Consider the following 23597-nt stretch of genomic DNA (forward strand, 5'->3'; position numbering starts at 1 on the left):
GGTTGCCCAGGCTGGCAGCTAGCCCCAGCGATTAAACGCTGCGGGCAATCATAGCGTCTTGCTGCTGCTGTTTTTCGCGCACTTTCTCGCGAATCAGCTGCTCCAGGTCGTCGACCAAGTGGTCGTTACGTAGCTTGCTGGCCGGTTTTCCATCGATATAGACCAGGTTGGCGGGGCTACCGCCGGTCAGGCCAATATCGGTCTCTTTGGCTTCGCCGGGGCCGTTGACCACGCAGCCAATTACCGAGACGTTTAGCGGCGTCATCACATCTTCTAACCGCTCTTCGAGCTGGTTCATGGTGCTGATGACGTCGAAATTCTGGCGTGAGCAGCTGGGGCAGGCAATAAAGTTAATCCCTTTAGAGCGCAGCTTGAGGCTTCGCAGCATATCGAAGCCGACTTTAATCTCTTCCACCGGATCAGCGGCCAGCGATACACGGATCGTGTCGCCGATCCCGTCCATCAGTAGCATGCCCAGGCCAATCGATGATTTCACCGTGCCTGAGCGCAGCCCACCGGCTTCGGTAATGCCCAGGTGCAGCGGCTGTTCAATGCGCACGGCAAGGTCGCGGTAGGCGGCGACCGCCATAAACACGTCTGAGGCTTTTACGCTGACCTTGAATTCTTGGAAATCGAGGCGATCAAGGTAGTCGATATGGCGCATGGCGGATTCCACCAGCGCGGCAGGCGTTGGCTCGCCGTATTTCTTTTGCAGGTCTTTTTCAAGCGAGCCCGCGTTGACGCCGATGCGAATCGGAATCCCATTGTCACGGGCCGCACTTACCACCGCGCGCACGCGGTCTTCGCGGCCGATGTTGCCTGGGTTGATGCGCAGGCAGTCGACGCCTAACTCGGCAACGCGCAGGGCAATTTTGTAATCAAAATGGATGTCGGCAACCAGCGGGACATTGACCAGCTTTTTGATCTGGCCAAAGGTTTCGGCGGCGTCCATATCTGGCACGGAGACGCGCACGATATCGGCACCGGCTTTTTCCAGCTGCTGAATTTGCGCTACGGTCGCGGCCACATCCAGAGTGTTGGTGTTGGTCATGCTTTGTACGGCAATGGGCGCATCACCGCCCACGGCTACATTTCCAACCTGAATCTGACGGGAATGGCGGCGTTTTATCGGAGAAGGGGCGTGCATAGGACGGGTCACTCTCCCAAGGTGAATCGGGCAACATTGTTGGCGCCTGCGCGGGCGGGAAGATCAACTTCCTCGCCTTGGTAGCGCAGTTCAACGCCGGTGGCATTACCCACGGTTAAACGAAAAGGGGGTTCACCTTCGACGCTTGTCGAGGTGCCGGGCGTTTGTAGACCAACGAAAACGCGCTGGTTGGTGGCATCAAAAATTTCAGTCCACGACTGCTCGTTAAACGTCAGCTCAAGCACATTGGCATTGGTAGCTGGCTCTGCAGCGGCGGTTTGCTCGCTGTCAGCGCCATTCTGCTCAGTACTGCTTTCTTCACTACTCGTCTCTTCGCTATCAGTTTCTGCAGTAGTGCTGAGTTCATCATTTTCATTGGCAGCGCTATTGTCGCTATCCTGCAGTGGCTCATCTAGCCCAGCAATGGCGTCAGCGTCATCTTGCGCGCTGGGGGCTTGGTCTTGTGAAACTGTAGGTGTAACGCGAGCAGCATCGCTTTGCAGCGACGCGCTTTCGTCGCCACTGGTAAAGCTCGAATCAGAGCTCTCTTCTGCGTCAGCTGGTTCACCTGCTGGCTCTGCAGAGCCGGGAGCGGTCTCTTCCGTGGAAGTGGAGCCAAAGCCCGGCGGCTCGTTGCCGCCTCGGCTTTGCCACCACATCACGGTCACGGCGATAAGGCCGACGATCACTAACAGGGTAACCAGCTTAAATAGCCAAGCGCCAACGCGGGAGGGCGGCCTGGCGGTAGAGACAGGCGTCACTTTGCGTTCGGTGTCGGTACCGCCACTGCGGGCTTGATACGCCTCAAGCACCAGCCGGTCATCCATTCCCAGGTATCTGGCGTAAGAGCGCAGATAGCCGCGCCGATAAGCGGCGACGGGTATCTCTTGATAATCATCTTGCTCAAGCCCTTCCACCACGGCGGGGCGCAGATTTAGCGCTCGGGCCGCATCGGTGAGTGGAATGCCGAGCTGCTCGCGTTGGCGAGCAAGCAGTTCGCCAGGCGAAGCGCTACCAGTAGTGTTAGGACTATCGATAATGTTTTCTTGTGACTGTGTATCGCTCATGGCTGAGCATCCTTCATTAAATAAGCGGTGATCAGGGCGTCAATCAGTCAGTCGTTGCCTAGCAAGCGCTGGTATTCGGCGGCAACATCATGCTCGCCGCGTGCGTGGGCGATATCAACCGCCATTCTTAGCGCTGCTTGGTCGGGCTCGGCGAGCTGTAAATAGGTTTGCAGCGGCGCCCAGGCCTGAGTGTAATGGCCCTGCGAATATTCGAGTTCAGCTAACATTAAATAGCCGCGTGCATTACGCGGATCAATACTCTGCGCGCGCTCCAACCGAGCGCGCGCTTTATCAAATTCTTCCAGTGCCAGATAACACTGCCCTAAATTAGTAAATAGCTGGGCACGGTTGGCGTACTGGGCATCCTCGGATGCGGTCTCTAACTGTTCGCAGGCAGCGTTGAAATTGCCCTGCCCGTATAAAAACGCCGCATAGTTGTTGCGGGCGCGTGTGTAATCCGGCTCAGCATTAACCGCCTGTTGAAAATAGTCGTTGGCAAGCGCGCTCTCGCCCTGGCGTTGGTAAACCAGCGCTAGTGCTTGCAATGCTTCTGCATGGCGTGGGGCAATCTCTAATGCCCGGTCCAGTGCATTGAGTGCGCGAGGAAGATTGTTACGTTCCAGGTAAGCAACGCCTAATTGGGTATAGGCGTCTGCCGCCGCTGGGTTGGCCTGAGATGTCTGGGTACTGGACGAAGCACAGCCGACTAGCCACAGGCTGCCGATAAGAACGGCTAGCATGGGCACCCGTGATGGGTGTAGGCGCCTGCGGTGAGCGATCATGTAAATCCTCTTGTGGTGAACGTCCAACAACTAACCTGATGCTACATAAAAACCGTGACCATCAAAGCGCCGTGCTAGGCGGAAGTCAAGATAAGCCCTGTTTACGTTTAGTCAGCATCAAGCTGTACCGACTGAATATAGCGTTCGCTGCGTTTGGTGCGGTCTTTCACGCGACCAACGAGTTGGCCACAGGCGGCGTCGATATCTTCACCGCGGGTCGTTCTGACCGTGGCGTTGTAATTCAAATCGTACAACCACTGCTGAAAACGCATGACTTGGTTGCGCGATGGCTTTTCGTACCCTGAGTTGGGGAACGGATTAAAGGGAATCAGATTGATCTTACACGGCAGCTCTTTAAGCAGTGCCGCGAGCTGCTCAGCGTGTTCCTGCTGATCGTTGATGTCTTTGATCAGCGTATATTCGATCGTGACCTGACGATTGTCCGGGCACTTGGCAAGGTAGCGATGGCACGCATCCAGCAGCGCACGAATATTATATTTGCGGTTGATGGGCACCAGCGTATTACGCAACTCATCATTGGAGGCGTGCAGCGAAATCGCTAAGCTGACATCCATTTCATCGCCGAGCTTGTCGATCATCGGTACCACACCGGAAGTCGACAGCGTCACGCGGCGTTTGGATAAGCCATAGCCGTTGTCGTCAAGCATCAGCTTCATGGCGGGCACGACGTTATCAAAGTTAAGCAGGGGCTCGCCCATGCCCATCATTACCACGTTGGTGACTGGGCGGTTGGCCGTATCGCGACGCGGGCCAACGCTACGCTGGGCGACCCATACCTGGCCGATAATTTCAGCGGCGGTTAAATTGCGCTGAAATCCCTGTTTGCCGGTCGAGCAAAAACTGCAATCCAGCGAACAGCCCACCTGGGAGGAGACACACAGCGTACGGCGTTTACCGTTTTCGGCCGGGATCAACACCGTTTCGACGTAGCTGCCATCTTCTACCTCAAGCACCCACTTACGCGTGCCGTCGCTAGAGGTGCCTTCGTAGATCACCGCTGGGCCACGAATTTCAGCTACCCGCGCCAGTTTTTCACGCAGTGGCTTGGAGAGATTCGTCATGGCAGCAAAGTCATCACTGCCTTCCTGGTGAATCCACTTCATCAGCTGCGCAGCACGGAATTTCTTTTCGCCAATCGACAGAAAGAAGTCTTCCATCTGCTCGCGGGACATGCCAAGCAGGTTGTGACGTTCAGGCGTCGCTTTGGCAGCAGGCGTGCTGGCGGCGTCTGAGCTATCAGCGTCAGTACGGGGGGCGGGCGTATGTTGGGCTACAGTGGTGGTCATGGCGGTCAGCGTTTTAGAAAGGGGCGGGGGCGAGGCCCCCGCAAAATGGCCGGCAACGGAAGTAGATGCGGCGGCGCTACCTGAAAGGCTTAGCGCGGGCAGATTTCGTCGTTGCCAAAGAAGTAGCTAATTTCGCGCTCAGCGCTTTCCGGAGAATCAGAACCATGGACAGCGTTCGCATCGATTGTTTCCGCAAAATCAGCGCGAATAGTGCCTGGTGCTGCTTCTTTCGGGTTAGTTGCGCCCATCAGATCACGGTTTTTAGCGATGGCGCCTTCACCTTCAAGCACTTGTACAACGACCGGGCCAGAGGTCATGAAACCGACCAGATCTTTAAAGAAAGGACGCTCTTTGTGCTCTGCGTAGAAACCGCCAGCCTTCTCTTCAGAGAGGTGAACCATCTTCGCGGCAACAACGTTCAGGCCGGCTTTTTCAAAGCGGGCGATGATCTCACCGATCGCATTTTTAGCAACGGCATCAGGCTTGATGATAGAAAGAGTGCGTTCAGTAGCCATGTAAATGGTCTCCATAAATGGGGGCTAAGCAAAATTGCCGCCCCAGAAAGCCGGGGCGGCCTAGAAAATAATTCGGCTAATAGCATTTCAGCAGCTAGCGTTTCACAAGCGTACGGGAGTACCCGGCGGCCTGATGTTAGGTATTCAGGGGCGCGATTATAACGCTTAAGCCGGGGGATGAATACCGGTGATGAGAGCTGTCCGCGCAAAGGCTAAACAGTAAAGCTTTCGCCGCAACCGCATTCGTCTTTGACGTTAGGGTTGTTGAAGCGGAAAAAGCGGTTTAAACCTTCGCTGACATAATCCACTTCGCTACCGTTGAGCATCTCGACCGCATCGGGCGCCACATAGACACTGGCGCCGTGCTCTTGAAAATGGACTTCTTCTTCGCTAACGGTGTCGGCGAAATCGAGTACGTAGCTGTAGCCGGAGCAACCGCTTGGCTTGACCGAAACGCGTAGGCCTAGGCCTTGTCCGCGCTCATCAAGCACATGACGAATCTGTTGTGCGGCAGCCGGGGTAATGTTGAGTGTTGCCATGAGGCGTTCTCCTTAAAAATAGTCAGCCGCTTAACCGGGCGGTGTACGTAAACCGCTCACCGCGTGGCGTATGAGCGTTAGCGCATGATCGATTTCTGCTTCGGTAGTAAAACGCCCGAAGCTAAAGCGCAGCGACGAGAGCGCCAGCGAGCGGGGCGTGCCGATGCCAAGCAGTACATAAGAAGGGTCAACGCTTGCCGAGTTGCACGCGGAGCCAGTAGAGACCGCTACATCGCGCAGCGCCATCAGTAATGACTCACCGTCGACGCCTTCAAACGCCAGGTTGAGAATGTTGGGAACCGCATTATCTAGTGGTGTGTTAGCAAAAACACCTTCAACGCCTTCAAGTCCGCGCAAAAAACGCTGCTGCAAACGGCTAATGTGAGCGTTGTCGTCATCGTACTGCTGCTGCATCAGCGCGAAAGCTTCGCCCATGCCAGCAATTTGGTGCGTCGGTAGCGTGCCGGAACGCATGCCGCGTTCGTGACCGCCGCCATGGATCAATGCCTCTACGCGAATGTCTGGGTGGCGCTTCACATATAGCGCGCCGACGCCTTTGGGGCCGTAGGTCTTGTGCCCAGAGAGCGACATCAGGTCAATCTGCTGGGCCATTACGTCTAAGGGGATGCGACCTACCGCCTGGGCGGCATCGGTATGAAAGACCGCACCAAACTCATGAGCAATGGCTGCCAAGGCGGCAATATCGTTGATGCTGCCCAGCTCATTATTAACCGCCATGAGTGAGACCAGTGCAGTATCGTCGCGCATGGCTTCGCGCAGCTTTTCAGGCTGAATACAGCCATCCCGCCCAGGCGTGAGCCACGTCACCTCAAACCCCTCTTTTTCCAATGCATGGGCCGTGTCTACGATGGCTTTATGCTCAATCGTCGAGGTCACCAAGTGTAGGCCGCGCTCGCGGTTAGCGCGCATAAAGCCGATCAGCGCCAGGTTGTCCGCTTCGGTGGCACCGCTGGTCCAGACAATTTCTCGTGGGTCGGCGCCAATCGCGTCGGCCACTTGGCGGCGGGCCTGCTCAACCACCTGTTCTGCCTGCCAACCTAACATATGGCTGCGCGAAGCCGGGTTGGCGAATAGCTGGTCAACCGTTAGGTAGCGCTGCATAACCTCAACCACGCGGGCATCCGCCGGCGCGGTGGCGGCGTAATCCAGGTAAATGGGCAGCGTGGGTGTGGTCATCGTTACGTTCCGGCGGTTGATCGGTCAGGGTAATTGGGTATGTGTCTTGGGTCAGGGTGAGGAGGCGAGAATCCCTGCCTCGGCACGCTGTTTCTGTCGTGTCGCAATACGTATGACATCAGGACGCAACATCAGTTGTGCCAGCGTCATGTCGTCAAGAAAGTGACGTATCTGAACAGAAAGCTCGCACCACAAATGGTGCGTTAGGCAGGTGTCGCCCTGCTGGCAGTCGGAAAGCCCTTGGCAGCGGGTGGCATCAACGCTTTCATTCACTGCGTCAATCACCTTGGAAACGCTAATCTCTTCCGCAGGTTGTGACAGCAGATACCCGCCACCTGGGCCGCGTACGCTGTTGACCAAGCCTGCACGGCGCAGGCGAGCAAAAAGCTGCTCTAAATAGGAGAGCGATATCTCTTGGCGCTGGGAGATATCGCTTAGGCTGGTCGGGCCGTTGTGGGCATGCAAGGCTAAATCGAGCATGGCGGTAACGGCGTAACGGCCTTTGGTGGTCAAGCGCATGGCAAGCCCCTCGACGCTGAACGCTCAGCGCACTGACGGCAAATGTGTTGCCATTATGGGAAAACCTGAGTGCTTTGGTCAACCATTACGCGGCGGCAGTGTTTCTTGCTCGGTCTCTTGCCCATCCTCTTGCTTAGCTGATGGCGGTGTCGCCGAGCGTTTGCCAACGCCTGGGCAGCCGGTGTCGTGCTCATCCAGAATGCCGGCAAAATCTTCTTCGCGTAGCGCCGGGAGCTGGCCGTCACGGTAGTTGTCGTCTAGCTTGCGCAGGGTTGAGCACATGCGCTCAATACGTTCATCCACGGCGTGCATATGGTCGAGCATGGCCTGCATTGAGCGGGCTACGGGGTCGGGCATATCCTGGCTGACACCATAAGCATCAAAGCCAAATTTCTGGCAGATAGCCTCGCGACGGGCGGGGTCGACATCCAGCGCCTCTTCCACATCAGGGTCGGTGCGTTTGACAATTTTACCGGGAATACCGACCACTGTGGCGCCCGGCGGTACTTCTTTCGTCACCACCGCGTTAGAGCCAATTTTGGCTCCGGCGCCCACGGTGAAGGGGCCCAGTATCTTGGCGCCCGCGCCGACAATCACTCCATCGCCCAGCGTCGGGTGGCGCTTGCCCTTGTTCCAACTGGTGCCGCCTAGCGTAACTCCCTGGTACAGCGTGACGTTATCGCCGACCTGAGCCGTTTCACCAATCACCACGCCCATGCCGTGGTCGATGAAAAAGCGTCGTCCGATGGTGGCGCCCGGGTGGATCTCGATACCGGTCAGCCAGCGTGAAAACGTCGATAGCGTCCGCGCTAGCCATTTGAGGTTTTTTTTCCACAGCCAGTGGCCGCAGCGATGCAGCAGTAGAGCGTGCAGGCCGGGGTAGTTGGTCAGCACCTCAAGAAAGTTACGTGCGGCTGGGTCGCGGTCAAATACGCTGTTGATGTCTTCACGTAGACGTTGAAACATGAGGTGATCCTTGGGCGGTAGAGGTGCAGTCACTCAACTAAGTGCATCGCATGAAGATAACTAAACAGACCTTCAACGTGGGGGCGTTAGATAGCGTCTTCAAGTCAGCATCTTCAAGCCTAATCAATTATGACTTGGTTTGCTTGGTGTTGGCGGCCTTCTCGGTGGCCGACAGTATTCCACGCAGAATATTCATTTCCATCCGCTCCGGACGGGCGCGCAGATACAAGCGGCGCAGTCTCGCCATCAGTTGCCGCGGCTGATCGGGGTCATGAAAGTCGATACCGATCAGCGTGCGCTCCAAATGCTCAAAATAGCGCTCAAGCTCCGCGTGAGTGGCCAGATCATCGTTATCGCTCGGCGTCGCTGAAGGCGCATCCGCCTGGCTTAGCCAAGCCATGCGACACTCATAGGCAAGCACCTGCACCGCCGCCGCCAAATTGAGCGAGCTGAAATCGGCATTAGTCGGAATATGCACGTGAGCATGACAGCGCTGTAGCTCAGCATTGGTCAGGCCGCTGTCCTCGCGGCCAAACACCAACGCCACGCGTGACTCAGCCGTTTGGCACTCGGCGGGCAGCCGGTCGGCTAATTCTCGCGGTGAGAGCATCGGCCATGGCAGGGTGCGTGAGCGCGCACTGGCGCCCACGGCCAGGGTGCAATCAGCCACTGCTTCTTCAAGATTAGCGTGCACACTGGCTTGATGAAGCAGGTGGTCAGCGCCGGACGCGCGGGAAATGCTGTCCTGGGTAATGACCTCGCAGCGGGGGGCAACAAGGGCTAAATCTGCCAAGCCCATATTGTGCATGGCGCGTGCCACGCCGCCGATATTGCCAGGGTGGCTAGTGCCGATAAGAACAATGCGAATGCGCTCAAGCATGATAAGGCTCGGTAAATAGTCTTTGTTAATAAGATCCGGTTAATAAGATCCTGCTAATGAGGCCCTGTTAATAAAAACAAGGGATCATTAAATGCGTAAAACGCGCAGTCTAGCATGAGTCGATGGCATGCCCGAGAGTGGTCTGCTAGAATTGCGCGCCAAAGGCGGCACCTGTGCCTACTTATGCTCTATTATTAGCATCACGTTCTTTAACATCACTGTCACAAGGCCCAACCATGAATCCGATGGTCCAATTTACGCTGCGCGCTGCGCGTGGCGCTGTTGAACACTTTCTGCGCGTACGCGAACGTATTGAAAACGCTCACGATGAATTTAACCTTGATCGCCTGCTCGATGAGACAGCGCGCAAGGCCGAGGCGACGATTGTTCAGCAGTTGGAGCGCGGTTACCCCCAGCACGGTGTGACCGGCCGCTTTACGCCACATCGCGCGGGTGAAGGCGAAGGCGCGGATACCGTCTGGAAAATTGAACCGATGCACGGCTACTCCAACTTAGCCGTTGCCGGTAAGGGCTTTGCACTCTCAGTGGTGTGTCTAGTCAAAGGTCGTCCCGAGCACGCAGTGATTATCTGCCCGTTCTCCGACGACGAATATATCGCCAGCCGCGGTCGCGGTGCCCAGCACAATGACAAGCGCATGCGTGTTAGCAAGCCGACCGCCATCAGCGGTACGCGCATGGCCATGAGCCTGCCGGAAGTTTGGCTGCGTCCGCGTAATTTGCCTGCCTATCTAACCGTTTCACAGCAGCTTGCCCCACAGGTAGAAAACCTGCTGGCAACAGGCTGTGGGTTGCTGGATTTGTGTGAGTTAGCCACTGGGCGAGTGGACAGTGCTTTCGTGCTCGGCTTGGAAGAGCAGGACATGCTGGTAGGCACCCTGTTCCTGAAAGAGTCAGGCGCCTTGATGGGCACGCCGGATGGCCAGCCCTCGGTGAAAGTGGAAGGGCAGTTAATGGCTGCTGGGCCGCGTCTTTATAAAGCACTGATCAAGCAGCTAACGCCACACTTTTAAGCAGCAATGCTGAGCTTTTAAAGATAAAAGCTGTAAAGATGAAAAAAGCCCCTGCTGGTAACCCAGCAGGGGCTTTTTTGTCGGCTAAAGAAGCCATCTAAATGGACGAGCCGTTAAGGCAACTCCTCCTCTTCTTCATCAAGCTCTTTCTTGGTGGGAATCAAATCTTCCCGCGACAGCTTCAGCGGTAGCAGCAGCGCCGCGGCAATATAGATAGAAGAGAACGTACCCACGACGATGCCGACCAGCAGCGCAATGGCAAAGTTCTCAATCATATCCCCGCCCAGCAGCAGTAGCGCAAGCAGCACCAGAATAGTGGTGCCCGAGGTTGCGAGGGTGCGCGAGAGCGTGGCGTTAATCGCTTCGTTGAAGATCTGCGGCATATCGTCGATGCGCGAGGTGCGGATGGCCTCGCGCACACGGTCATAAACCACGATGGTATCGTTCAACGAGTAGCCGATAACCGCTAGGATTGCTGCGAGCACGGTGAGGTCGAAATCGAGCTGAAACAGCGCGAAAACGCCCACCACAATGATCACGTCATGCAGCAGTGCCAGCAGTGCGCCAATCGCAAACTTGTACTGAAAGCGGAAGGCCACGTAGAGCATCACCACGCCAAGGGCCACCAGCAGGCCCAGGCCGCTTTGATCGCGGAGTTGGTCACCGACTTGGGAGCCAACAAACTCAGAGCGCACTAGATTGACCGTATCGCCATCATTACGCAGCAAGTTGACGACTTCGCCACCGACATCGGCATCAAACGCTTGTTGTAAGCGGATCAATACTTCTGTTGACGCCCCAAAGGTCTGCACGGAGACATCTTGGAAACCGCTCTCTTCAAGCAGCACACGAATAGCATCAAGTGAGGGCGCAGCGCCATAACGCACCTCAACCAATGTACCGCCGGTGAAATCCAGCCCCAGGTTGAGCTGCTGGAACAGAATGGCGCCAATCGACACGACCAAAAGCAAAGCAGAGACGACAAACGCGATATTGCGTCGTCCCATAAAGTCGATTTGCAGGTGTGATAGGGGTTTCATTACCACCTCTTAAGTTCTGGGCTAAGCACGTGGATTAGATCCACAGCTTTTTGACGGGTTTGCTGCCATAGAACAAGTTGACCATGGCGCGAGTCACCATCAGAGCGGTGAACAGCGACGTCAAAATGCCGATAGAGAGCGTGACGGCAAACCCTTTCACCGGGCCGGAGCCAATCGAGAACAGGATAACGGCCACCAGCAGCGTGGTGATATTGGCGTCGACGATGGAGGTGAAGGCGCGCTCATAACCGGCTTGAATCGCCTGTTGCACCGACATGCCGTTGCGCAGCTCTTCGCGTATTCGCTCAAAGATCAGCACGTTGGCATCGACCGCCATGCCCAGCGTCAACACGATACCGGCAATACCCGGCAGCGTTAGCGTGGCGCCCAGCATTGACATCACCGCGACCAGCAGCGTTAAGTTCAGCGCCAGGGCAATGTTGGCAAACACGCCAAACACCTTGTAACGCACCAGCATGAACAGCACGACCAGCAGCAGACCGATCTGCACCGAGAGCAAACCGCGTTCAATATTCTCAGCGCCCAGGCTTGGCCCAATCGTGCGCTCTTGCACGAAGTAGATGGGGGCTGCAAGGGAACCCGAACGCAGCAGTAGCGCAAGTTCAGCGGCTTCTGTCGGCGAGTCCAGACCGGTGATCCGGAAGCTGTTACCCAGGGCGCTTTGAATCGTTGCCAGACTGATTAGGCCGCGCTCAACATAGGGTTCGCGCTCAATGGTTTCTTCACCCGTTTCCGGGTCGGTCACCACGGTATCTTCGCTCTTGTGCTCAATGAACAGCACCGCCATGTTGCGACCAATGTTGGTGCGCGTCGCGCGGTTCATCAGCGTACCGCCGGTGCCATCCAGGTCAATATTGACCTGAGGACGGCCATTTTCATCGAAACTGTTGCTGGCACTGGAAACGCTATCACCGGTAATGATCACATCGCGCATTAGCTCAGCGGTGCGCGCAGGCTCGTTACGAAACGTTAGGGTTTCTGTTTCGTTTTCCGGGGTGTCGGGGCGGGCTTCCAGGCGGAATTCCAGATTGGCCGTTGCGCCTACAATGCGCTTGGCGGCCACGGTGTCTTGAATGCCGGGAAGTTCGACCACGATTTGGTTGGGCCCCTGGCGCTGCACCATGGGCTCTGCCACGCCCAGTTCATTGACCCGGTTGCGTAGGGTGGTCAAGTTCTGGTTGATCGCGTAATCCTGAATTTCGCTGACCGACTGATCGCTAAGCGTCATTACCAGCGTTGAAGCGCGGCCATCGCCTTCGCTGCTGTATTCAAACTCAGGAAAGTCGCGGCTAATCAGGCTGCGGGCTGTGTCGCGGTCTTCGGTGCTGGCGAAATCGATCGAAAGCGAACGCTCTTCCACCTCAGTATTGCGGTAGCGGATACGCTCACCACGTAGCAGTTCACGCATGGCACTGCCGTTGACTTCCAGGCGCTGGGTTAGCGCGGCGTCCATATCTACTTCCAGCAGGAAGTGCACGCCACCGCGCAAATCAAGACCTAACGTCATGGGGGAAGCAGAGAATGCCTGTAGCCACTCCGGCGTTGCTTCAGCAAGGTTTAGCGCTACCGTTGCCTCATCGCCTAAAAGGTCGGCGGCAATGTCGCGTGCGGGCAGTTGATCATCGTCTTGGCGCAAACGAATGAGCCACTGACCGTTCTCTTCTTCGAGCGCTTTGATCGCAATGCCGTTTTCGCTGAGCGCGGTTTCAACACGGTCTATCTGTTGCTCATTCAGCGAATCGCCTTGGGCGCTGCTGATTTGAATAGCGGGATCTTCGGGGAACAGATTGGGAAGCGAGTAGATAAGGCCAACCACCAGGACGACCAGTATCAGCAGATACTTCCACAGGGGGTAACGGTTGAGCATGCAAGCCCTGCCTTCAATTACAAACGGAATGCTGTGCACGGACTCGCCGTGCACAGCAAAGTTCACCATCATTTATACCATGTCACCCCTGCCGGGGTGGCTGGCACTGGCTCGGCAGGGGTAATGCAAGGTTTAGATGGACTTGATGGTGCCTTTAGGCAGTACGGCGGCAACGGCGTTCTTCTGCACGTTAACTTCGGTGCCTTCAGAGATCTCGATGGTCAGGAACTCGTCGCTCACCTTAGTGATACGACCCACCAAACCGCCACCAATGACGATCTCATCGCCTTTGTCCAGATTGGTGACTAGCTGCTTGTGCTGCTTAGCGCGTTTGGCTTGCGGGCGCCACAACAGGAAGTAGAAAATCAGCACGAAGCCGACCAGCATGACGATTTGCGCAATACCACCGCCAGCGGCGGCTTCTTGGGCATGGGCTGGTGAGATGAAGAAATCCAGCATTGTAGAGAGCTCCTGAGTTAGAAAAAGTTTAGGTTTTTAAAGGCTTAGTTATAAAAGCTTGGTTGTTAAAAGCTTGGTGCAAAAAAACATAGTCGAACAGTTTAAACCACGCGCCAAGGCGCGTGGCGATTAATTCGCTAGATTTTAGGTAGCAAGGGGAGGCACTGGCAGGCCGCGCCGTGCATAGAAGCCTTCCACAAAGGTCGTCAATGTACCCGCTTCAATTGCCGCGCGCAAATCAGCCATCACACGCTGGTAGTAACGTAAGTTGTGGATGGTGTTGAGCATTGAGCCGAGCATTTCATTGCAGCGGTCTAAGTGGTGCAGGTAGCCCCGCGAGAAACTCTTGCAGGTATGGCAATCGCACTCTTCGTCAAGCGGGCGGGTGTCAAAACGGTGCTTGGCGTTACGAATTTTGACCGTGCCTTCTGAGGTGAACAGATGGCCGTTACGCGCGTTGCGGGTGGGCATCACGCAATCGAACATATCCACGCCGCGACGAACGCCTTCCACCAGGTCTTCGGGTTTGCCGACACCCATTAGGTAGCGCGGCATCTCATCCGGCATCCAGGTGGGCAGGTAGTCGAGCACCTTGATCATCTCTTCTTTCGGCTCGCCGACGGAAAGCCCACCAATCGCCAAACCATCAAAGCCGATCTCCAGCAGCCCTTTGAGCGAGCGTTCGCGCAGTTCAGGATGCATGCCGCCCTGAATAATACCGAACAGCGCGGAGGGTGAATCGCCGTGGGCATCCCGCGAGCGTTTGGCCCAGCGCAGCGACAGCTCCATCGATTTCTCGGCTTCCTCAAAGGTGGCCGGGTAGGGCGTGCACTCATCAAAGATCATGACCACATCGGAGCCCAACGAACGTTGAACCGCCATGGACTCTTCCGGGCCCATAAAGACTTTGCTGCCATCCACCGGTGAGCGGAAGTGCACGCCCTGCTCGGTGATCTTGCGCGTCTCACCCAGGGAAAAAACCTGGAAGCCGCCGGAGTCGGTCAGAATCGGTTTATCCCACTGGGCGAAGTCGTGCAGGTCGCCGTGGGCTTCAATTACCTCGGTGCCGGGGCGCAGCCAGAGGTGAAAGGTGTTGCCCAAGATGATTTCGGCACCGATCTCTTTGACGGAATCCGGCGTCATGCCTTTCACCGTGCCGTAAGTGCCTACTGGCATAAACGCCGGGGTTTCGACCGTGCCACGGGGGAAGTGGAGGCGGCCACGGCGGGCGCGGCCATCGTCGGCCAAGCGCTCAAAGCGCATAAAGCATTCGTTTCGCATAAAGGTAACTCGTTAATCTCGTTCGTTTGGCGCGACTGGAGCAGGGCAAACAGGGCAACAATCAGCAGTCAATATCTAGCGGGTCAGCAGCATGGCGTCGCCATAGCTAAAGAACGCATAGCGCTCGGCCACTGCCCGTTGGTAGGCGTGCATGATGGTGTCGTAGCCCACAAAGGAGGACACCAGCATCAACAGTGTCGATTCAGGCAAATGGAAGTTGGTAATTAAAGCATCCACGCAGCGCCACTGGTAACCGGGATAGATAAAAATATCGGTATCGCCACTATAAGGCGCGATCTGCCCATCGCTACTTTTCATGCAGGCGCTTTCCAGGCAGCGCACGCTGGTGGTGCCTACAGCGATCACTCGCTTGCCAGCCGCTAGGGTCTCGCGCACTTGCTGGCAGGTGGCTTCCGTGACCTCAATCCACTCGCTGTGCATATGGTGTTCAAGGATGTTATCGACGCGCACCGGCTGAAAAGTGCCCGCGCCCACGTGCAGGGTGACAAAGGCACGGTTAATGCCTTTATCGGCAAGGGCATCCAACAGCGGCTGATCAAAATGCAGCCCGGCGGTCGGCGCCGCCACTGCGCCGTCACGCCGGGCATAGACCGTTTGGTAGCGCTCACGGTCGCTGAGTTCGTCTTCGCGGGTAATGTAAGGCGGCAGTGGCATATGCCCGTGCTTTTCAAGCAGCGCGATCATCGGCGTATCGCCTAAAAAGTGCAGCTCGAACAGCGCGTCACGGCGGCCTTCTACAATAGCGTGAACATCGCCCTCGAAAATCAGCTCGGTACCAGGCTTGGGCGATTTACTCGAGCGTATATGCGCCAAGCCACGGTGAGCATCCAGCGGGCGCTCCAGCAGCATCTCCACCTTGCCGCCGCTGGCCTTATGGCCGTGCAGGCGCGCCGGAATCACGCGGGTGTCGTTAAACACCAATAGGTCGCCGGGCTCAAGAAGCTCAAGCAGATCAGGAAAGCGGCGATGTTCCAACGCGCCGCTCTGGCCATCCACGCACAGCAACCGGCAGTCGCTACGTTGTTCAGAAGGGTAGCGAGCAATTAATTCGTCGGGTAGCTCGTAATGAAAATCCGCGCGCTGCATGGCGTATAACTCTTAACGTTGATCAAACAGGCGGCATAGGATAGCGCTTTGGCTGCATAAAGTCAGTCAATGTGATTGACCTACCTCGAAATTTACGTATACTACGCACGCATTGCCGGTATGGCGGAATTGGTAGACGCAGCGGATTCAAAATCCGCCGCCTTTACGGGTGTGCCAGTTCGAGTCTGGCTACCGGCACCAAACATTAAAAATCAGGCGCTTAGGCGCCTTTTTTTGTGCCTGTCATTTGAGTTTTCCTCTCCTGAATGTCTGAAACTGTCCACTTTTTGTCCACCTCGGTTTTCGAGGCTTACTGCATAGCGTTGACTAGCTATGCTTAGTTCTAACTGCAGCACTGTAGCTTCTAGGCTACTATTTTTGCTTAGATGTATTTATGCGAGGCAGGCTGGCTAATGCTTTAGCCCATTCTCGCATCGTGAGGGTGAAAAAATGAAAAGCCATGATGATGCTGTGATTACAATGCTTCGAGAAGACCCTGATATGGCTATCGATTATTTACGCACCGCTTTTGATGAGTTGGATGAGGAAGGCGGCGAAACGACCCTTCTTATGGCGCTCCGCCATGTGGTGAAGGCCCAAGGTGGAATGGCAGTCGTTGCTGAACGTGCCAAGCTATCAAGAGAAAGCCTTTATCGTGCATTATCGCCTAAGGGTAACCCTACCTTGCGTACTATGACTGCCGTCATCAAAGCCACTGGCTTATGACTTAACCCGGCAGGCTTCGTGAGCGAACCACTTAGAAGCCATGAGATAGAGAGGAAGCGCCGCGAAATTAAACAAACAGGGACGGGTACTAGCTAGGACAACGGATTGTGGATAGATGGTATTCAGGGGGAAGGCATTGTGGATAAGAACAGAAGGAAATAAAGCGTTGTGGATGATTAGTATTTAAAACGACGACTTAATAAATAAAAGAAGGGAATGATGGAATGAATCCACTTATAGGCGTTGAAGATTTTTTTATTAAAACTGTTGTTTTTGTAATTATAGTCGCGTTATGTACAGCAATATTGCAAGGCTTGTTAAGCAAAAGAATAGTAGCTAAAAAGAGAAAAAATAAAGCGCGTAAACAATACGTAAACGCAATGAATTATAGGCGTGATGGCGTTGTAAGGGACGTAAAAGAGGAAGTGGAAGATAAACGAATTGAAAAACTTAAAGAGAGTTATGAGAAAAAGGATAAAAATTATTCTGAAAAATTAATAATGGATGGCGGTGCATACGTAGCTAAAGCAAAAATGATGAGCGCATCAGAACAAGGCGTGTATAAAATTCTAGAAAAAGCCTATGGGGATAAGTATTACATCTTTTGCCAAGTAAGGGTTGTGGATATAGTTCAGCCAAATATCACTAAATATCAGACGTGGACAAAAGAGTATAAGTCTCTCTTTTGGCAAATATCACAATGGCACTTTGATTATGTCATGTGTGATAAAAGTAGTTTTAGTATATTTTGTGCGCTTGAGCTTGATGACGCAAGCCATGAGAGAGCCGATAGAGTGAAAAGAGACCGTATTTTAAATGCAGTATGTAAAGATGCTGGTGTTGTTTTAAAGAGAATGAAGTTAAATCATGAAAGTAAGAGAGTAGAGGTTATCTCTTGATATGAAAAGATAATGGCTGTTTAAGATACCTCAAGCTGTACATGCCCAGGTTTAGAGCGTGGGCGAGCTGGCCCCACCACAATGCGTACATCACGACCCAGGCGAGCGAGAGACTCAAGCATCTTGAATTCGCTGATGCCCCGAAACTGGCCTTTAAGAAGGGCAGACACTTTAGGCTGAGACAGGCCAGTCAACTCGGAAACTTTGACATGCGTTAAACGGCGCTGCTTGATGACCTCACCGATCTTGGTAGCAAGCTGTGCTTTGATCAGCATTTCATCGGCATCATTGCTGTGGATATCGTCGTAGACGTTGCCGGTGCTTTCTTCATTGATCATATAGTTAATTCCCTGAATAACTCGACACCTCACCATTGCAGATCCTCACCGAATGATGACCGTCCTGAAAAGGGCGACTTCCATCCCAATAGAGATAACGGCATAGGTTGCCACCAAAAGTGCGTGTGGATCTCCTCGAAGGCTGACCGAGAATACGAATGGCCTGGCTTTCAGTCATACCAGGAAGCACGATCCCCCTTGCTGCTGCACTCACCTCAGCATTTCGACGTTCAGTGCTCGATTGATAGGTGTTATTGCGGCTGTTGTAGCTAGGGCGTTGGAATTGCTGCGCAGGCTGATAAACACGCGAAGCAATAGGGCGGGTAGCCGGGGCAGGGATCGGCAGGGTTGATAACGTGCCGGTATTAGAACGTGGTGCAGCACCTTGCGAGCATGGAAAATCTTGAAAGGTGGTATGGCCACTAATGATGCACTTGTGGACATCAGCGCTGGCAGTGAGCGGGGAGAGCACCAGGAGAGCAAGCAAAGCGGCTTTTTTCATCGCTCTAAACGCCTAACTTAAAATAGTCTTCTGATCCTAACAAAATATTGCCCTAAAGTGTCCACATTGAGACAACAAAACTTTGCTCTAGCGAGCCAAAACGAGCATTTTACGAGGTTAAAAACCTTTAAAATCAATCCAGTGTGCCAGTGTGCCAGTGTGCCAGTGTGAGCCGGTGCGCTAAGGCTTCAAAATCCGCCGCCTTTACGGGTGTGCCAGTTCGAGTCTGGCTACCGGCACCATCTTTAAAAAAAGCACTTAGGTGCCTTTTTTTGTGCCCGTCTTTTATGTTTTCTCTCTCCTAAATGCCTGCATGTGTCCACAAAGTGTCCACGTAGGTTCTGGCTTTTACTTGCTCCCACGAGCCAAACTCTCAGCCGCAATCTGGCGATAAAGACTCACGAGCTCTGCGCTCTTTGCATCCTCGTGCCAACTAGCAGCGTAAGCTTGAGCTCGTTTGGCAAGTTGTTGGCAGAGGGCGTTATCGCGTAGCAGGCGGTTAACTTTTGCGGCGAAGTCGTCATGGGTATCCTCGGCGATCAGGCAGCCTTCTCCTTCTTTCAGTACGTCTAGCGTGCCCATCATGGCGGTGGAAACCACCGGTGTGCCGAGTGCCATCGCTTCAAGCAGTACCAGCCCCTGGGTTTCCGTGCGGGATGCAAATACAAAAACGTCGGCGGCGCGGTAGGCGGCTTGCAGCGGGCCGTGGCGGTCGAGATAGCCAAGGAACAGCACCGATTCTGCCACGCCAACTTCCTGGGCGCGCCGGACAAGCGAGTCATGGGCCGGGCCTTCGCCGGTAATGATTAGCCGGGCGGTGGGGTGTTCGGCTAATACCTTGGGCAGCATATCGATCAGAAAATCGATGTTCTTCTCAAAGGCGGCGCGGCCGACATAGAGCAGCAGGCGCGCATCTGTAGGCAGATCGTAATGAGCACGAAAGTCGCTATCATCCTGGGCCCCCTGGGGGTGGCAGAACGACTCCAGCGACAAACCGGTGGGAATGACCGTAGAGGGCGTGGTCACTCCGTAGCGGGTAAGGGTTTCCTGCATGGCCCGTGAAGGAGCGACCAAGGCGTCGAGCTGCTGGCACTGGTGCACTGAAAGCCGACGCGCGGCAAGTCGTAGCCAGCGTCGTGGAAGCCAGCGGATATAGTGGTGAACATACTCCTCAAAGAGGGTGTGGTAGGTCGCTATCACCGGAAGCCCGAGTCGACGCCCAAGCGCTACACCGGCATAGTGGGCGGTAAACGGTGTATGGACATGAATGAGATCAAAGGCTTCACCTGCCAGCGAAGGTGCCAGGGCTAGCAGATCACGGTAGCGCATCATGCGGTCTTCAGGATCGCCGGGCACGCGGCGGGTAGGAATACGCAGCACGCCCGGTTCGTCCACTTGGCCCACCGGGTAGTCGGGGCAGATCAGCGTGACCGAGTGGCCCAAACGCTCAAGGGCACCGTGAAAACTGGCAATGGAGGTGGAAACGCCATTGACACGGGGGAAGTAAACATCCGAAATCATCAATACTTTCATACCGCTCTGCGGCATGTTGGTCGTTGACGCTGCTGGGTGAAACAGCGTTAAAGTCGATGCTAGCCGCGCCTTGCGGTCAGCTTCACGTTGTAGATGCAGGGCATTACCGTTGGCTAATTGAGTTAGGGCCGCGAGTTCTGGGTCACTGAGAGGAGAGCTGAGATAGGGGCGTCGGCGCTGTGGCATGTTGTTTGGACTCTTTTGGCAGCTTATTGCCACGCTAACCCGAGTCCATGACTGGCGGATGACAGCCAGTACCCAGCTTGCGCCCATGGAGCAGAGCGTTTGCGCACAATGGGCGGTTCCCTCGCTTTTTGTTGCCTAGCCGTTTTATAGTGCTTCAATAGCACTCAACGAAAGACGGTAATCGACCATGGCCCTTTTTGAGCTGCATAGCCGCAACTTAGCCCAGGAGCAGGTGGCCCATACCCACGATTTCCATCAGCTTATTCTGGCCACTTGTGGCGTCACGGAGCTTTCGATGGAAGGCCAGGGGGAGCGGGTTACCGCTCGCCGTGGCTGTCTGATTCCTTCCTCGCGCCATCACGAGTACCAGGGTGATGGCAGTAACCGCACTCTGGTGTTGGATATTCCCGTTGCGCATTTGGCGTCGCTTGAAAAGGGCAGCGAGATTGAACGCCTGTTTGATAAGCCGCGCTTTTTCAGCGTGCCGCCCGCGTTAAACCAACTGACCCACGCCCTGGCCAATCAGCTTGAACAGTGCCCTGGGCTGCAGAATGAAATCGCGATTCTGCTTTTACGGGCGCTGACCATGTACCTGCAAGATGCCTCTCCCTCAGAGGTCGGGCAATTGGGTCAGCACTGCATCAGCGAACGACTCGATCTTGCCCGCCTGGATGCTTGGTTGGATCAGCATCTTGCCGATGAGATCCGTGTCGAGCAGCTAGCTGCTTTATGTGCCTTGAGCCCAGGACACTTTCACAGCTGCTTTCGTGAGCTGACCGGCGTTACGCCGCTGGCCTACGTGCAGCGCAGGCGCTTAGAGCATGCCCGTACCTTGGTTCGCCATAGCACGCTCAGCTTAGGGCATATCGCCATGCTGGTCGGCTTTCGCGATCAAGGCAGTTTTTCCCGCGCCTATCGGCGTTATTTCGAGCTTTCCCCATCTTCAGATCGTTAGGTCCTCATCTGGCCGCTAGCCCCTCGCCGAACCGTTAGTGATAAAATTTTCCTGCCTGCATGACTTGCGGGCAAATCTACCTCAGCTTCGGGCAAGTAATTTGCCTGCTAGCGCTTTAGTCTTTGACTAATCCCTTATATCAACACCCTTTATATCAGCAGCACCGCTTTCAAGGAGCAACACCATGGGCGTTACCTATCAAGACAGCAATGCACGTATGAGCCAAGTGGCGATTCACAACGGCACCGTTTATCTAGCAGGCCAGGTTCCCCCTGATGCCACCGCGGATATGCGTGGCCAAACTGAGCAAGTGCTGGCGCGTATTGATCAACTGCTAGCCCAAGCGGGCACCTCGAAAGAGCATTTGATATCGGCGCAAATCTGGGTCACCAGCATGGCGGAATTCGATCAAATGAACGCGGCTTGGGATGCCTGGGTCGTGCCCGGTCGCCCGCCGGTGCGTGCCGCGCTTGAAGCCCAGCTCGCCAAGCCCGAGTGGAAAGTTGAGATCATGGTGGTAGCCGCGCTGCCGGAGGCCTGATATGCGGGTTGTTACTGCCGAAGAGGTCACTCGCCACCTGACGTGGGATGGCTTGATCAAGCGGCTACACACAACGTTCGTGAACGGCGTGGAGTCACCTCCCCGCCATCACCACGCGATGCACCGGCCCGATGGCGAAGCCACCATGCTGCTAATGCCCGCCTGGGAAGCGGCGGGCTATATCGGCGTGAAAATGGTCAACGTGTTTCCGCAAAACGCCGACCACGGTATCCCGGCCATCTCTGGTCTTTATTTGCTCAGCGAGGGCAAACATGGCCAGCCGCTGGCCTGTATCGATGGCAGCGAGTTAACTCGGCGTCGTACGGCGGCGGCCTCCGCGCTGGCCGCCCAAGCCTTGGCGATTGAAAACGCAGAAACGCTGCTAGTGGTGGGCACCGGTAAGTTGGCGCCCATGGTGATTGAGGCTCACGCCAGCGTGCGCCCTATCAAACGTGTGCTGATCTGGGGCCGTAATCCCAGTAAAGCAGCAGCCATCGCCGACGAGTATGCCGAACGCTTTGAAACCCACGTAGTGGAAGAGTTGGCGGATGCGGTGGCTGAAGCGGATATCGTCAGTTGTGTGACGCTCTCTACCCAGCCGCTGATCAAGGGCGAGTGGCTGACGCCCGGTACCCATCTGGATTTGATCGGCGCGTTTCGGCCACAGATGCGCGAAACCGATGCGCTGTGTTTGCGACGCTCAGAGGTGTTTGTGGACACCTACGCCGGTGCCAAAGGCGAAGCGGGCGATGTTCTGCAAGCCATTGAAGAGGGCGAATTCCAGTTCGACCAGATCCAAGCGGAGCTTGCCGAGGTGCTAAGCGGGGCTAAATCGGGGCGCTCTGGGCCAGAGGCCATCACGCTATTCAAATCGGTGGGCGCCTCGCTTGAAGACTTGGCCGCTGCTATTGAAGTGTGGGAGTCACTCCCCGAACAGCCATAATTTTTTCAGCAGACATGGCTTTAATAATAACAACAGTAACAACGACATCGTCACCGATCAGGTGGCCACGCCAGTCATAACGAAGACCGACCAATAATCAAAACGAGGTGTGTTATGAACGCTAAAAAATCTGCACTTTTCGCCGCCTTGGCGGCACTTCCGCTAGCCATTGCCAGCGCTAATGCTCAAGCGCAATCCTATGAAATGGTGATCGCCACGCAGTTGCCCGAGGATATGAGTAATAACGAAATCTATCCGGCGCTGGTGCATTTCAAAAATTTGGTAGAGGCGCGCACCGATGGAGATCTAGAGGTCACCATCTTTGGTGGCGGCCAGCTGGGCTCTGAAGTGGAAAACGGCTCGGAAGTGCAGGGCGGGCGAACGCTACAGTCGACCATTATGTCCGCCGGGGCGATGTCATCCTTCTACGAAGACTACCAAGTCGTTACGGCGCCTTTCCTGTTTACCAACTGGCGCCAGGCGTGGAGCTTCTTTGACAGCGAATGGTTCGCCGACTTTATGTCCGGCACCGTCGAAGATGCCGATATGCGCTATTTGGGCACCTTCGACGATGGCGGTGGTTTTGTCGCTTTCACTAATAACGTGCGCTTGATCGAGACCGTTGAAGATTTAGAAGGCCTTAATATCCGTACCGAAGAGAACCCTGCCCACGTGGCGATTATGCGCTCGCTAGGCGCTTCTGCTACGCCACTGCCCTGGGGCGAGCTGATCACCGCGCTGGAAACCGGCCTGGCCGATGGTCAGTTCAATGCGCCGGTACTTAACACCACCTTTAACTTTGATGCAGTGACCGACTACACCACGCTCACAGGGCATGTGTATAACAGTGCGCCCTGGGTCGTCAGCGAGTCGTGGTACCAGTCGCTACCCGAAGAGCATCAGCAGGCCGTGATTAGTTCTGCGCGGGAGGCGATTCAGCTGAGCCACGGTATGTCTGGCGCGTTAGCGACCGCCAGTTGGGTCGAGTCCTGCGAGCGCTTCGAGGAGTGCTACCTAATGCCCGACGCCGAACGCGAGCGGATGGCGGAAATTGCTCGTCCCGCCTGGCAGGCGTGGATCGTCGATGACTTCGGCATGGACGAAGCCCGCGTGCAGGGGCTGCTGGGTGAAGTCGAGCGTGTCGGCCAGCAGTTGGCAGACGACGACTACCGCATTTATGGTCAATAAATTCAGAGTCAATAAATGCAGGGCCAATAAGGCTAGGGATAAAAAGAACCAGGCCAATAAC

The 23597-nt window shown here is 55.3% G+C and carries 25 protein-coding genes and 2 tRNA genes; 9 read left to right on the plus strand and 18 right to left on the minus strand.

Annotated elements, in window-relative coordinates:
- Positions 1-31: 31 nt before the first annotated feature.
- The 10 genes from ispG to Q3Y66_RS02955 form a co-directional block, all read right to left on the minus strand.
- A complete protein-coding gene (ispG, locus tag Q3Y66_RS02910) occupies positions 32-1147 on the minus strand; it encodes a flavodoxin-dependent (E)-4-hydroxy-3-methylbut-2-enyl-diphosphate synthase (RefSeq protein WP_008959767.1) in 1116 nt (371 codons plus the stop codon).
- A gap of 8 nt (positions 1148-1155) precedes the next feature.
- A complete protein-coding gene (locus Q3Y66_RS02915) occupies positions 1156-2214 on the minus strand; it encodes a RodZ domain-containing protein (RefSeq protein ID WP_008959766.1) in 1059 nt (352 codons plus the stop codon).
- Between the two features lie 47 nt (positions 2215-2261).
- A complete protein-coding gene (pilW, locus tag Q3Y66_RS02920; protein WP_008959765.1) occupies positions 2262-2996 on the minus strand; it encodes a type IV pilus biogenesis/stability protein PilW in 735 nt (244 codons plus the stop codon).
- Between the two features lie 107 nt (positions 2997-3103).
- Positions 3104-4303 carry a 23S rRNA (adenine(2503)-C(2))-methyltransferase RlmN gene (gene rlmN / locus Q3Y66_RS02925; protein ID WP_008959764.1) on the minus strand — a complete coding sequence of 400 codons (1200 nt, stop codon included), beginning with the start codon at positions 4301-4303 and terminating at the stop codon, positions 3104-3106.
- Positions 4304-4392: 89 nt separating this feature from the next.
- On the minus strand, positions 4393-4818 hold the full coding sequence (gene ndk, locus Q3Y66_RS02930) for a nucleoside-diphosphate kinase (protein WP_008959763.1): 426 nt from the start codon (positions 4816-4818) through the stop codon (positions 4393-4395).
- Positions 4819-5030: 212 nt separating this feature from the next.
- Entirely contained in the window at positions 5031-5357 is a 327-nt protein-coding gene (locus Q3Y66_RS02935; protein WP_008959762.1) for an iron-sulfur cluster assembly accessory protein, read from the minus strand.
- A gap of 30 nt (positions 5358-5387) precedes the next feature.
- The gene (locus Q3Y66_RS02940) at positions 5388-6554 is read right to left on the minus strand and encodes an aminotransferase class V-fold PLP-dependent enzyme (protein ID WP_008959761.1); all 1167 of its coding nucleotides are present in this window, start codon (positions 6552-6554) and stop codon (positions 5388-5390) included.
- A 51-nt stretch (positions 6555-6605) separates the two neighbouring features.
- A complete protein-coding gene (gene iscR / locus Q3Y66_RS02945) occupies positions 6606-7073 on the minus strand; it encodes a Fe-S cluster assembly transcriptional regulator IscR (RefSeq protein ID WP_008959760.1) in 468 nt (155 codons plus the stop codon).
- A gap of 78 nt (positions 7074-7151) precedes the next feature.
- Positions 7152-8039, minus strand: a complete 888-nt coding sequence (gene cysE, locus Q3Y66_RS02950; RefSeq protein WP_008959759.1) for a serine O-acetyltransferase — start codon at positions 8037-8039, stop codon at positions 7152-7154.
- Between the two features lie 127 nt (positions 8040-8166).
- The gene (locus tag Q3Y66_RS02955) at positions 8167-8919 is read right to left on the minus strand and encodes an RNA methyltransferase (protein ID WP_008959758.1); all 753 of its coding nucleotides are present in this window, start codon (positions 8917-8919) and stop codon (positions 8167-8169) included.
- A 236-nt stretch (positions 8920-9155) separates the two neighbouring features.
- Between Q3Y66_RS02955 and Q3Y66_RS02960 the strand changes: the two genes are divergently transcribed.
- A complete protein-coding gene (locus Q3Y66_RS02960; RefSeq protein ID WP_008959757.1) occupies positions 9156-9950 on the plus strand; it encodes an inositol monophosphatase family protein in 795 nt (264 codons plus the stop codon).
- A gap of 113 nt (positions 9951-10063) precedes the next feature.
- Here Q3Y66_RS02960 and secF read toward each other — a convergent pair whose 3' ends face one another.
- The 5 genes from secF to queA form a co-directional block, all read right to left on the minus strand.
- Positions 10064-10990 carry a protein translocase subunit SecF gene (secF, locus tag Q3Y66_RS02965; RefSeq protein WP_008959756.1) on the minus strand — a complete coding sequence of 309 codons (927 nt, stop codon included), beginning with the start codon at positions 10988-10990 and terminating at the stop codon, positions 10064-10066.
- 34 nt (positions 10991-11024) lie between these two features.
- Entirely contained in the window at positions 11025-12878 is a 1854-nt protein-coding gene (gene secD, locus Q3Y66_RS02970; protein WP_035587458.1) for a protein translocase subunit SecD, read from the minus strand.
- A gap of 132 nt (positions 12879-13010) precedes the next feature.
- Positions 13011-13337 carry a preprotein translocase subunit YajC gene (gene yajC, locus Q3Y66_RS02975; RefSeq protein ID WP_007111584.1) on the minus strand — a complete coding sequence of 109 codons (327 nt, stop codon included), beginning with the start codon at positions 13335-13337 and terminating at the stop codon, positions 13011-13013.
- A gap of 144 nt (positions 13338-13481) precedes the next feature.
- A complete protein-coding gene (tgt, locus tag Q3Y66_RS02980; RefSeq protein WP_035587442.1) occupies positions 13482-14618 on the minus strand; it encodes a tRNA guanosine(34) transglycosylase Tgt in 1137 nt (378 codons plus the stop codon).
- A 75-nt stretch (positions 14619-14693) separates the two neighbouring features.
- The gene (queA, locus tag Q3Y66_RS02985; RefSeq protein ID WP_008959753.1) at positions 14694-15725 is read right to left on the minus strand and encodes a tRNA preQ1(34) S-adenosylmethionine ribosyltransferase-isomerase QueA; all 1032 of its coding nucleotides are present in this window, start codon (positions 15723-15725) and stop codon (positions 14694-14696) included.
- A 114-nt stretch (positions 15726-15839) separates the two neighbouring features.
- On the opposite strand from queA, the gene Q3Y66_RS02990 reads away from it, so the two are divergent.
- The 3 genes from Q3Y66_RS02990 (at position 15840) to Q3Y66_RS03000 (ending at position 17350) form a co-directional block, all read left to right on the plus strand.
- Positions 15840-15926 (plus strand) — tRNA-Leu (locus tag Q3Y66_RS02990).
- A gap of 249 nt (positions 15927-16175) precedes the next feature.
- Positions 16176-16451, plus strand: a complete 276-nt coding sequence (locus tag Q3Y66_RS02995; RefSeq protein WP_008959752.1) for an addiction module antidote protein — start codon at positions 16176-16178, stop codon at positions 16449-16451.
- Positions 16452-16675: 224 nt separating this feature from the next.
- Positions 16676-17350, plus strand: a complete 675-nt coding sequence (locus Q3Y66_RS03000) for a DUF2726 domain-containing protein (protein WP_008959751.1) — start codon at positions 16676-16678, stop codon at positions 17348-17350.
- Between the two features lie 20 nt (positions 17351-17370).
- Here Q3Y66_RS03000 and Q3Y66_RS03005 read toward each other — a convergent pair whose 3' ends face one another.
- Complete coding sequence (locus Q3Y66_RS03005; RefSeq protein WP_008959750.1) at positions 17371-17688, minus strand: helix-turn-helix domain-containing protein; 318 nt, start codon at positions 17686-17688, stop codon at positions 17371-17373.
- Positions 17689-17692: 4 nt separating this feature from the next.
- Positions 17693-18190 (minus strand): hypothetical protein, encoded by a 498-nt coding sequence (locus tag Q3Y66_RS03010; RefSeq protein WP_139041605.1) that lies wholly within the window; start codon positions 18188-18190, stop codon positions 17693-17695.
- Between the two features lie 161 nt (positions 18191-18351).
- Here Q3Y66_RS03010 and Q3Y66_RS03015 point away from each other — a divergent pair.
- A tRNA-Ser gene (locus Q3Y66_RS03015) sits at positions 18352-18432 on the plus strand.
- A gap of 106 nt (positions 18433-18538) precedes the next feature.
- Here Q3Y66_RS03015 and Q3Y66_RS03020 read toward each other — a convergent pair.
- The gene (locus tag Q3Y66_RS03020) at positions 18539-19909 is read right to left on the minus strand and encodes a glycosyltransferase (RefSeq protein WP_008959748.1); all 1371 of its coding nucleotides are present in this window, start codon (positions 19907-19909) and stop codon (positions 18539-18541) included.
- Between the two features lie 187 nt (positions 19910-20096).
- Between Q3Y66_RS03020 and Q3Y66_RS03025 the strand changes: the two genes are divergently transcribed.
- From Q3Y66_RS03025 to dctP, 4 genes are all read left to right on the plus strand, one after another.
- Entirely contained in the window at positions 20097-20864 is a 768-nt protein-coding gene (locus tag Q3Y66_RS03025) for an AraC family transcriptional regulator (protein ID WP_008959746.1), read from the plus strand.
- Between the two features lie 184 nt (positions 20865-21048).
- On the plus strand, positions 21049-21405 hold the full coding sequence (locus tag Q3Y66_RS03030; protein WP_008959745.1) for a RidA family protein: 357 nt from the start codon (positions 21049-21051) through the stop codon (positions 21403-21405).
- Position 21406: 1 nt separating this feature from the next.
- The gene (locus Q3Y66_RS03035; protein ID WP_008959744.1) at positions 21407-22348 is read left to right on the plus strand and encodes an ornithine cyclodeaminase family protein; all 942 of its coding nucleotides are present in this window, start codon (positions 21407-21409) and stop codon (positions 22346-22348) included.
- Between the two features lie 114 nt (positions 22349-22462).
- Positions 22463-23536 (plus strand): TRAP transporter substrate-binding protein DctP, encoded by a 1074-nt coding sequence (gene dctP, locus Q3Y66_RS03040; protein WP_008959743.1) that lies wholly within the window; start codon positions 22463-22465, stop codon positions 23534-23536.
- Positions 23537-23597 lie beyond the last annotated feature (61 nt).

Source organism: Halomonas sp. HAL1 (genome assembly GCF_030544485.1).
GTDB classification, from domain to species: Bacteria; Pseudomonadota; Gammaproteobacteria; order Pseudomonadales; family Halomonadaceae; genus Vreelandella; species Vreelandella arctica.

Coding starts and splice junctions, on each gene's coding strand:
- ispG (WP_008959767.1), bottom strand. CDS start 1,147: ATGCACGCCCCTTCTCCGATAAAACGCCGCCATTCCCGTCAGATTCAG.
- Q3Y66_RS02915 (WP_008959766.1), bottom strand. CDS start 2,214: ATGAGCGATACACAGTCACAAGAAAACATTATCGATAGTCCTAACACT.
- pilW (WP_008959765.1), bottom strand. CDS start 2,996: ATGATCGCTCACCGCAGGCGCCTACACCCATCACGGGTGCCCATGCTA.
- rlmN (WP_008959764.1), bottom strand. CDS start 4,303: ATGACCACCACTGTAGCCCAACATACGCCCGCCCCCCGTACTGACGCT.
- ndk (WP_008959763.1), bottom strand. CDS start 4,818: ATGGCTACTGAACGCACTCTTTCTATCATCAAGCCTGATGCCGTTGCT.
- Q3Y66_RS02935 (WP_008959762.1), bottom strand. CDS start 5,357: ATGGCAACACTCAACATTACCCCGGCTGCCGCACAACAGATTCGTCAT.
- Q3Y66_RS02940 (WP_008959761.1), bottom strand. CDS start 6,554: ATGACCACACCCACGCTGCCCATTTACCTGGATTACGCCGCCACCGCG.
- iscR (WP_008959760.1), bottom strand. CDS start 7,073: ATGCGCTTGACCACCAAAGGCCGTTACGCCGTTACCGCCATGCTCGAT.
- cysE (WP_008959759.1), bottom strand. CDS start 8,039: ATGTTTCAACGTCTACGTGAAGACATCAACAGCGTATTTGACCGCGAC.
- Q3Y66_RS02955 (WP_008959758.1), bottom strand. CDS start 8,919: ATGCTTGAGCGCATTCGCATTGTTCTTATCGGCACTAGCCACCCTGGC.
- Q3Y66_RS02960 (WP_008959757.1), top strand. CDS start 9,156: ATGAATCCGATGGTCCAATTTACGCTGCGCGCTGCGCGTGGCGCTGTT.
- secF (WP_008959756.1), bottom strand. CDS start 10,990: ATGAAACCCCTATCACACCTGCAAATCGACTTTATGGGACGACGCAAT.
- secD (WP_035587458.1), bottom strand. CDS start 12,878: ATGCTCAACCGTTACCCCCTGTGGAAGTATCTGCTGATACTGGTCGTC.
- yajC (WP_007111584.1), bottom strand. CDS start 13,337: ATGCTGGATTTCTTCATCTCACCAGCCCATGCCCAAGAAGCCGCCGCT.
- tgt (WP_035587442.1), bottom strand. CDS start 14,618: ATGCGAAACGAATGCTTTATGCGCTTTGAGCGCTTGGCCGACGATGGC.
- queA (WP_008959753.1), bottom strand. CDS start 15,725: ATGCAGCGCGCGGATTTTCATTACGAGCTACCCGACGAATTAATTGCT.
- Q3Y66_RS02995 (WP_008959752.1), top strand. CDS start 16,176: ATGAAAAGCCATGATGATGCTGTGATTACAATGCTTCGAGAAGACCCT.
- Q3Y66_RS03000 (WP_008959751.1), top strand. CDS start 16,676: ATGAATCCACTTATAGGCGTTGAAGATTTTTTTATTAAAACTGTTGTT.
- Q3Y66_RS03005 (WP_008959750.1), bottom strand. CDS start 17,688: ATGATCAATGAAGAAAGCACCGGCAACGTCTACGACGATATCCACAGC.
- Q3Y66_RS03010 (WP_139041605.1), bottom strand. CDS start 18,190: ATGAAAAAAGCCGCTTTGCTTGCTCTCCTGGTGCTCTCCCCGCTCACT.
- Q3Y66_RS03020 (WP_008959748.1), bottom strand. CDS start 19,909: ATGCCACAGCGCCGACGCCCCTATCTCAGCTCTCCTCTCAGTGACCCA.
- Q3Y66_RS03025 (WP_008959746.1), top strand. CDS start 20,097: ATGGCCCTTTTTGAGCTGCATAGCCGCAACTTAGCCCAGGAGCAGGTG.
- Q3Y66_RS03030 (WP_008959745.1), top strand. CDS start 21,049: ATGGGCGTTACCTATCAAGACAGCAATGCACGTATGAGCCAAGTGGCG.
- Q3Y66_RS03035 (WP_008959744.1), top strand. CDS start 21,407: ATGCGGGTTGTTACTGCCGAAGAGGTCACTCGCCACCTGACGTGGGAT.
- dctP (WP_008959743.1), top strand. CDS start 22,463: ATGAACGCTAAAAAATCTGCACTTTTCGCCGCCTTGGCGGCACTTCCG.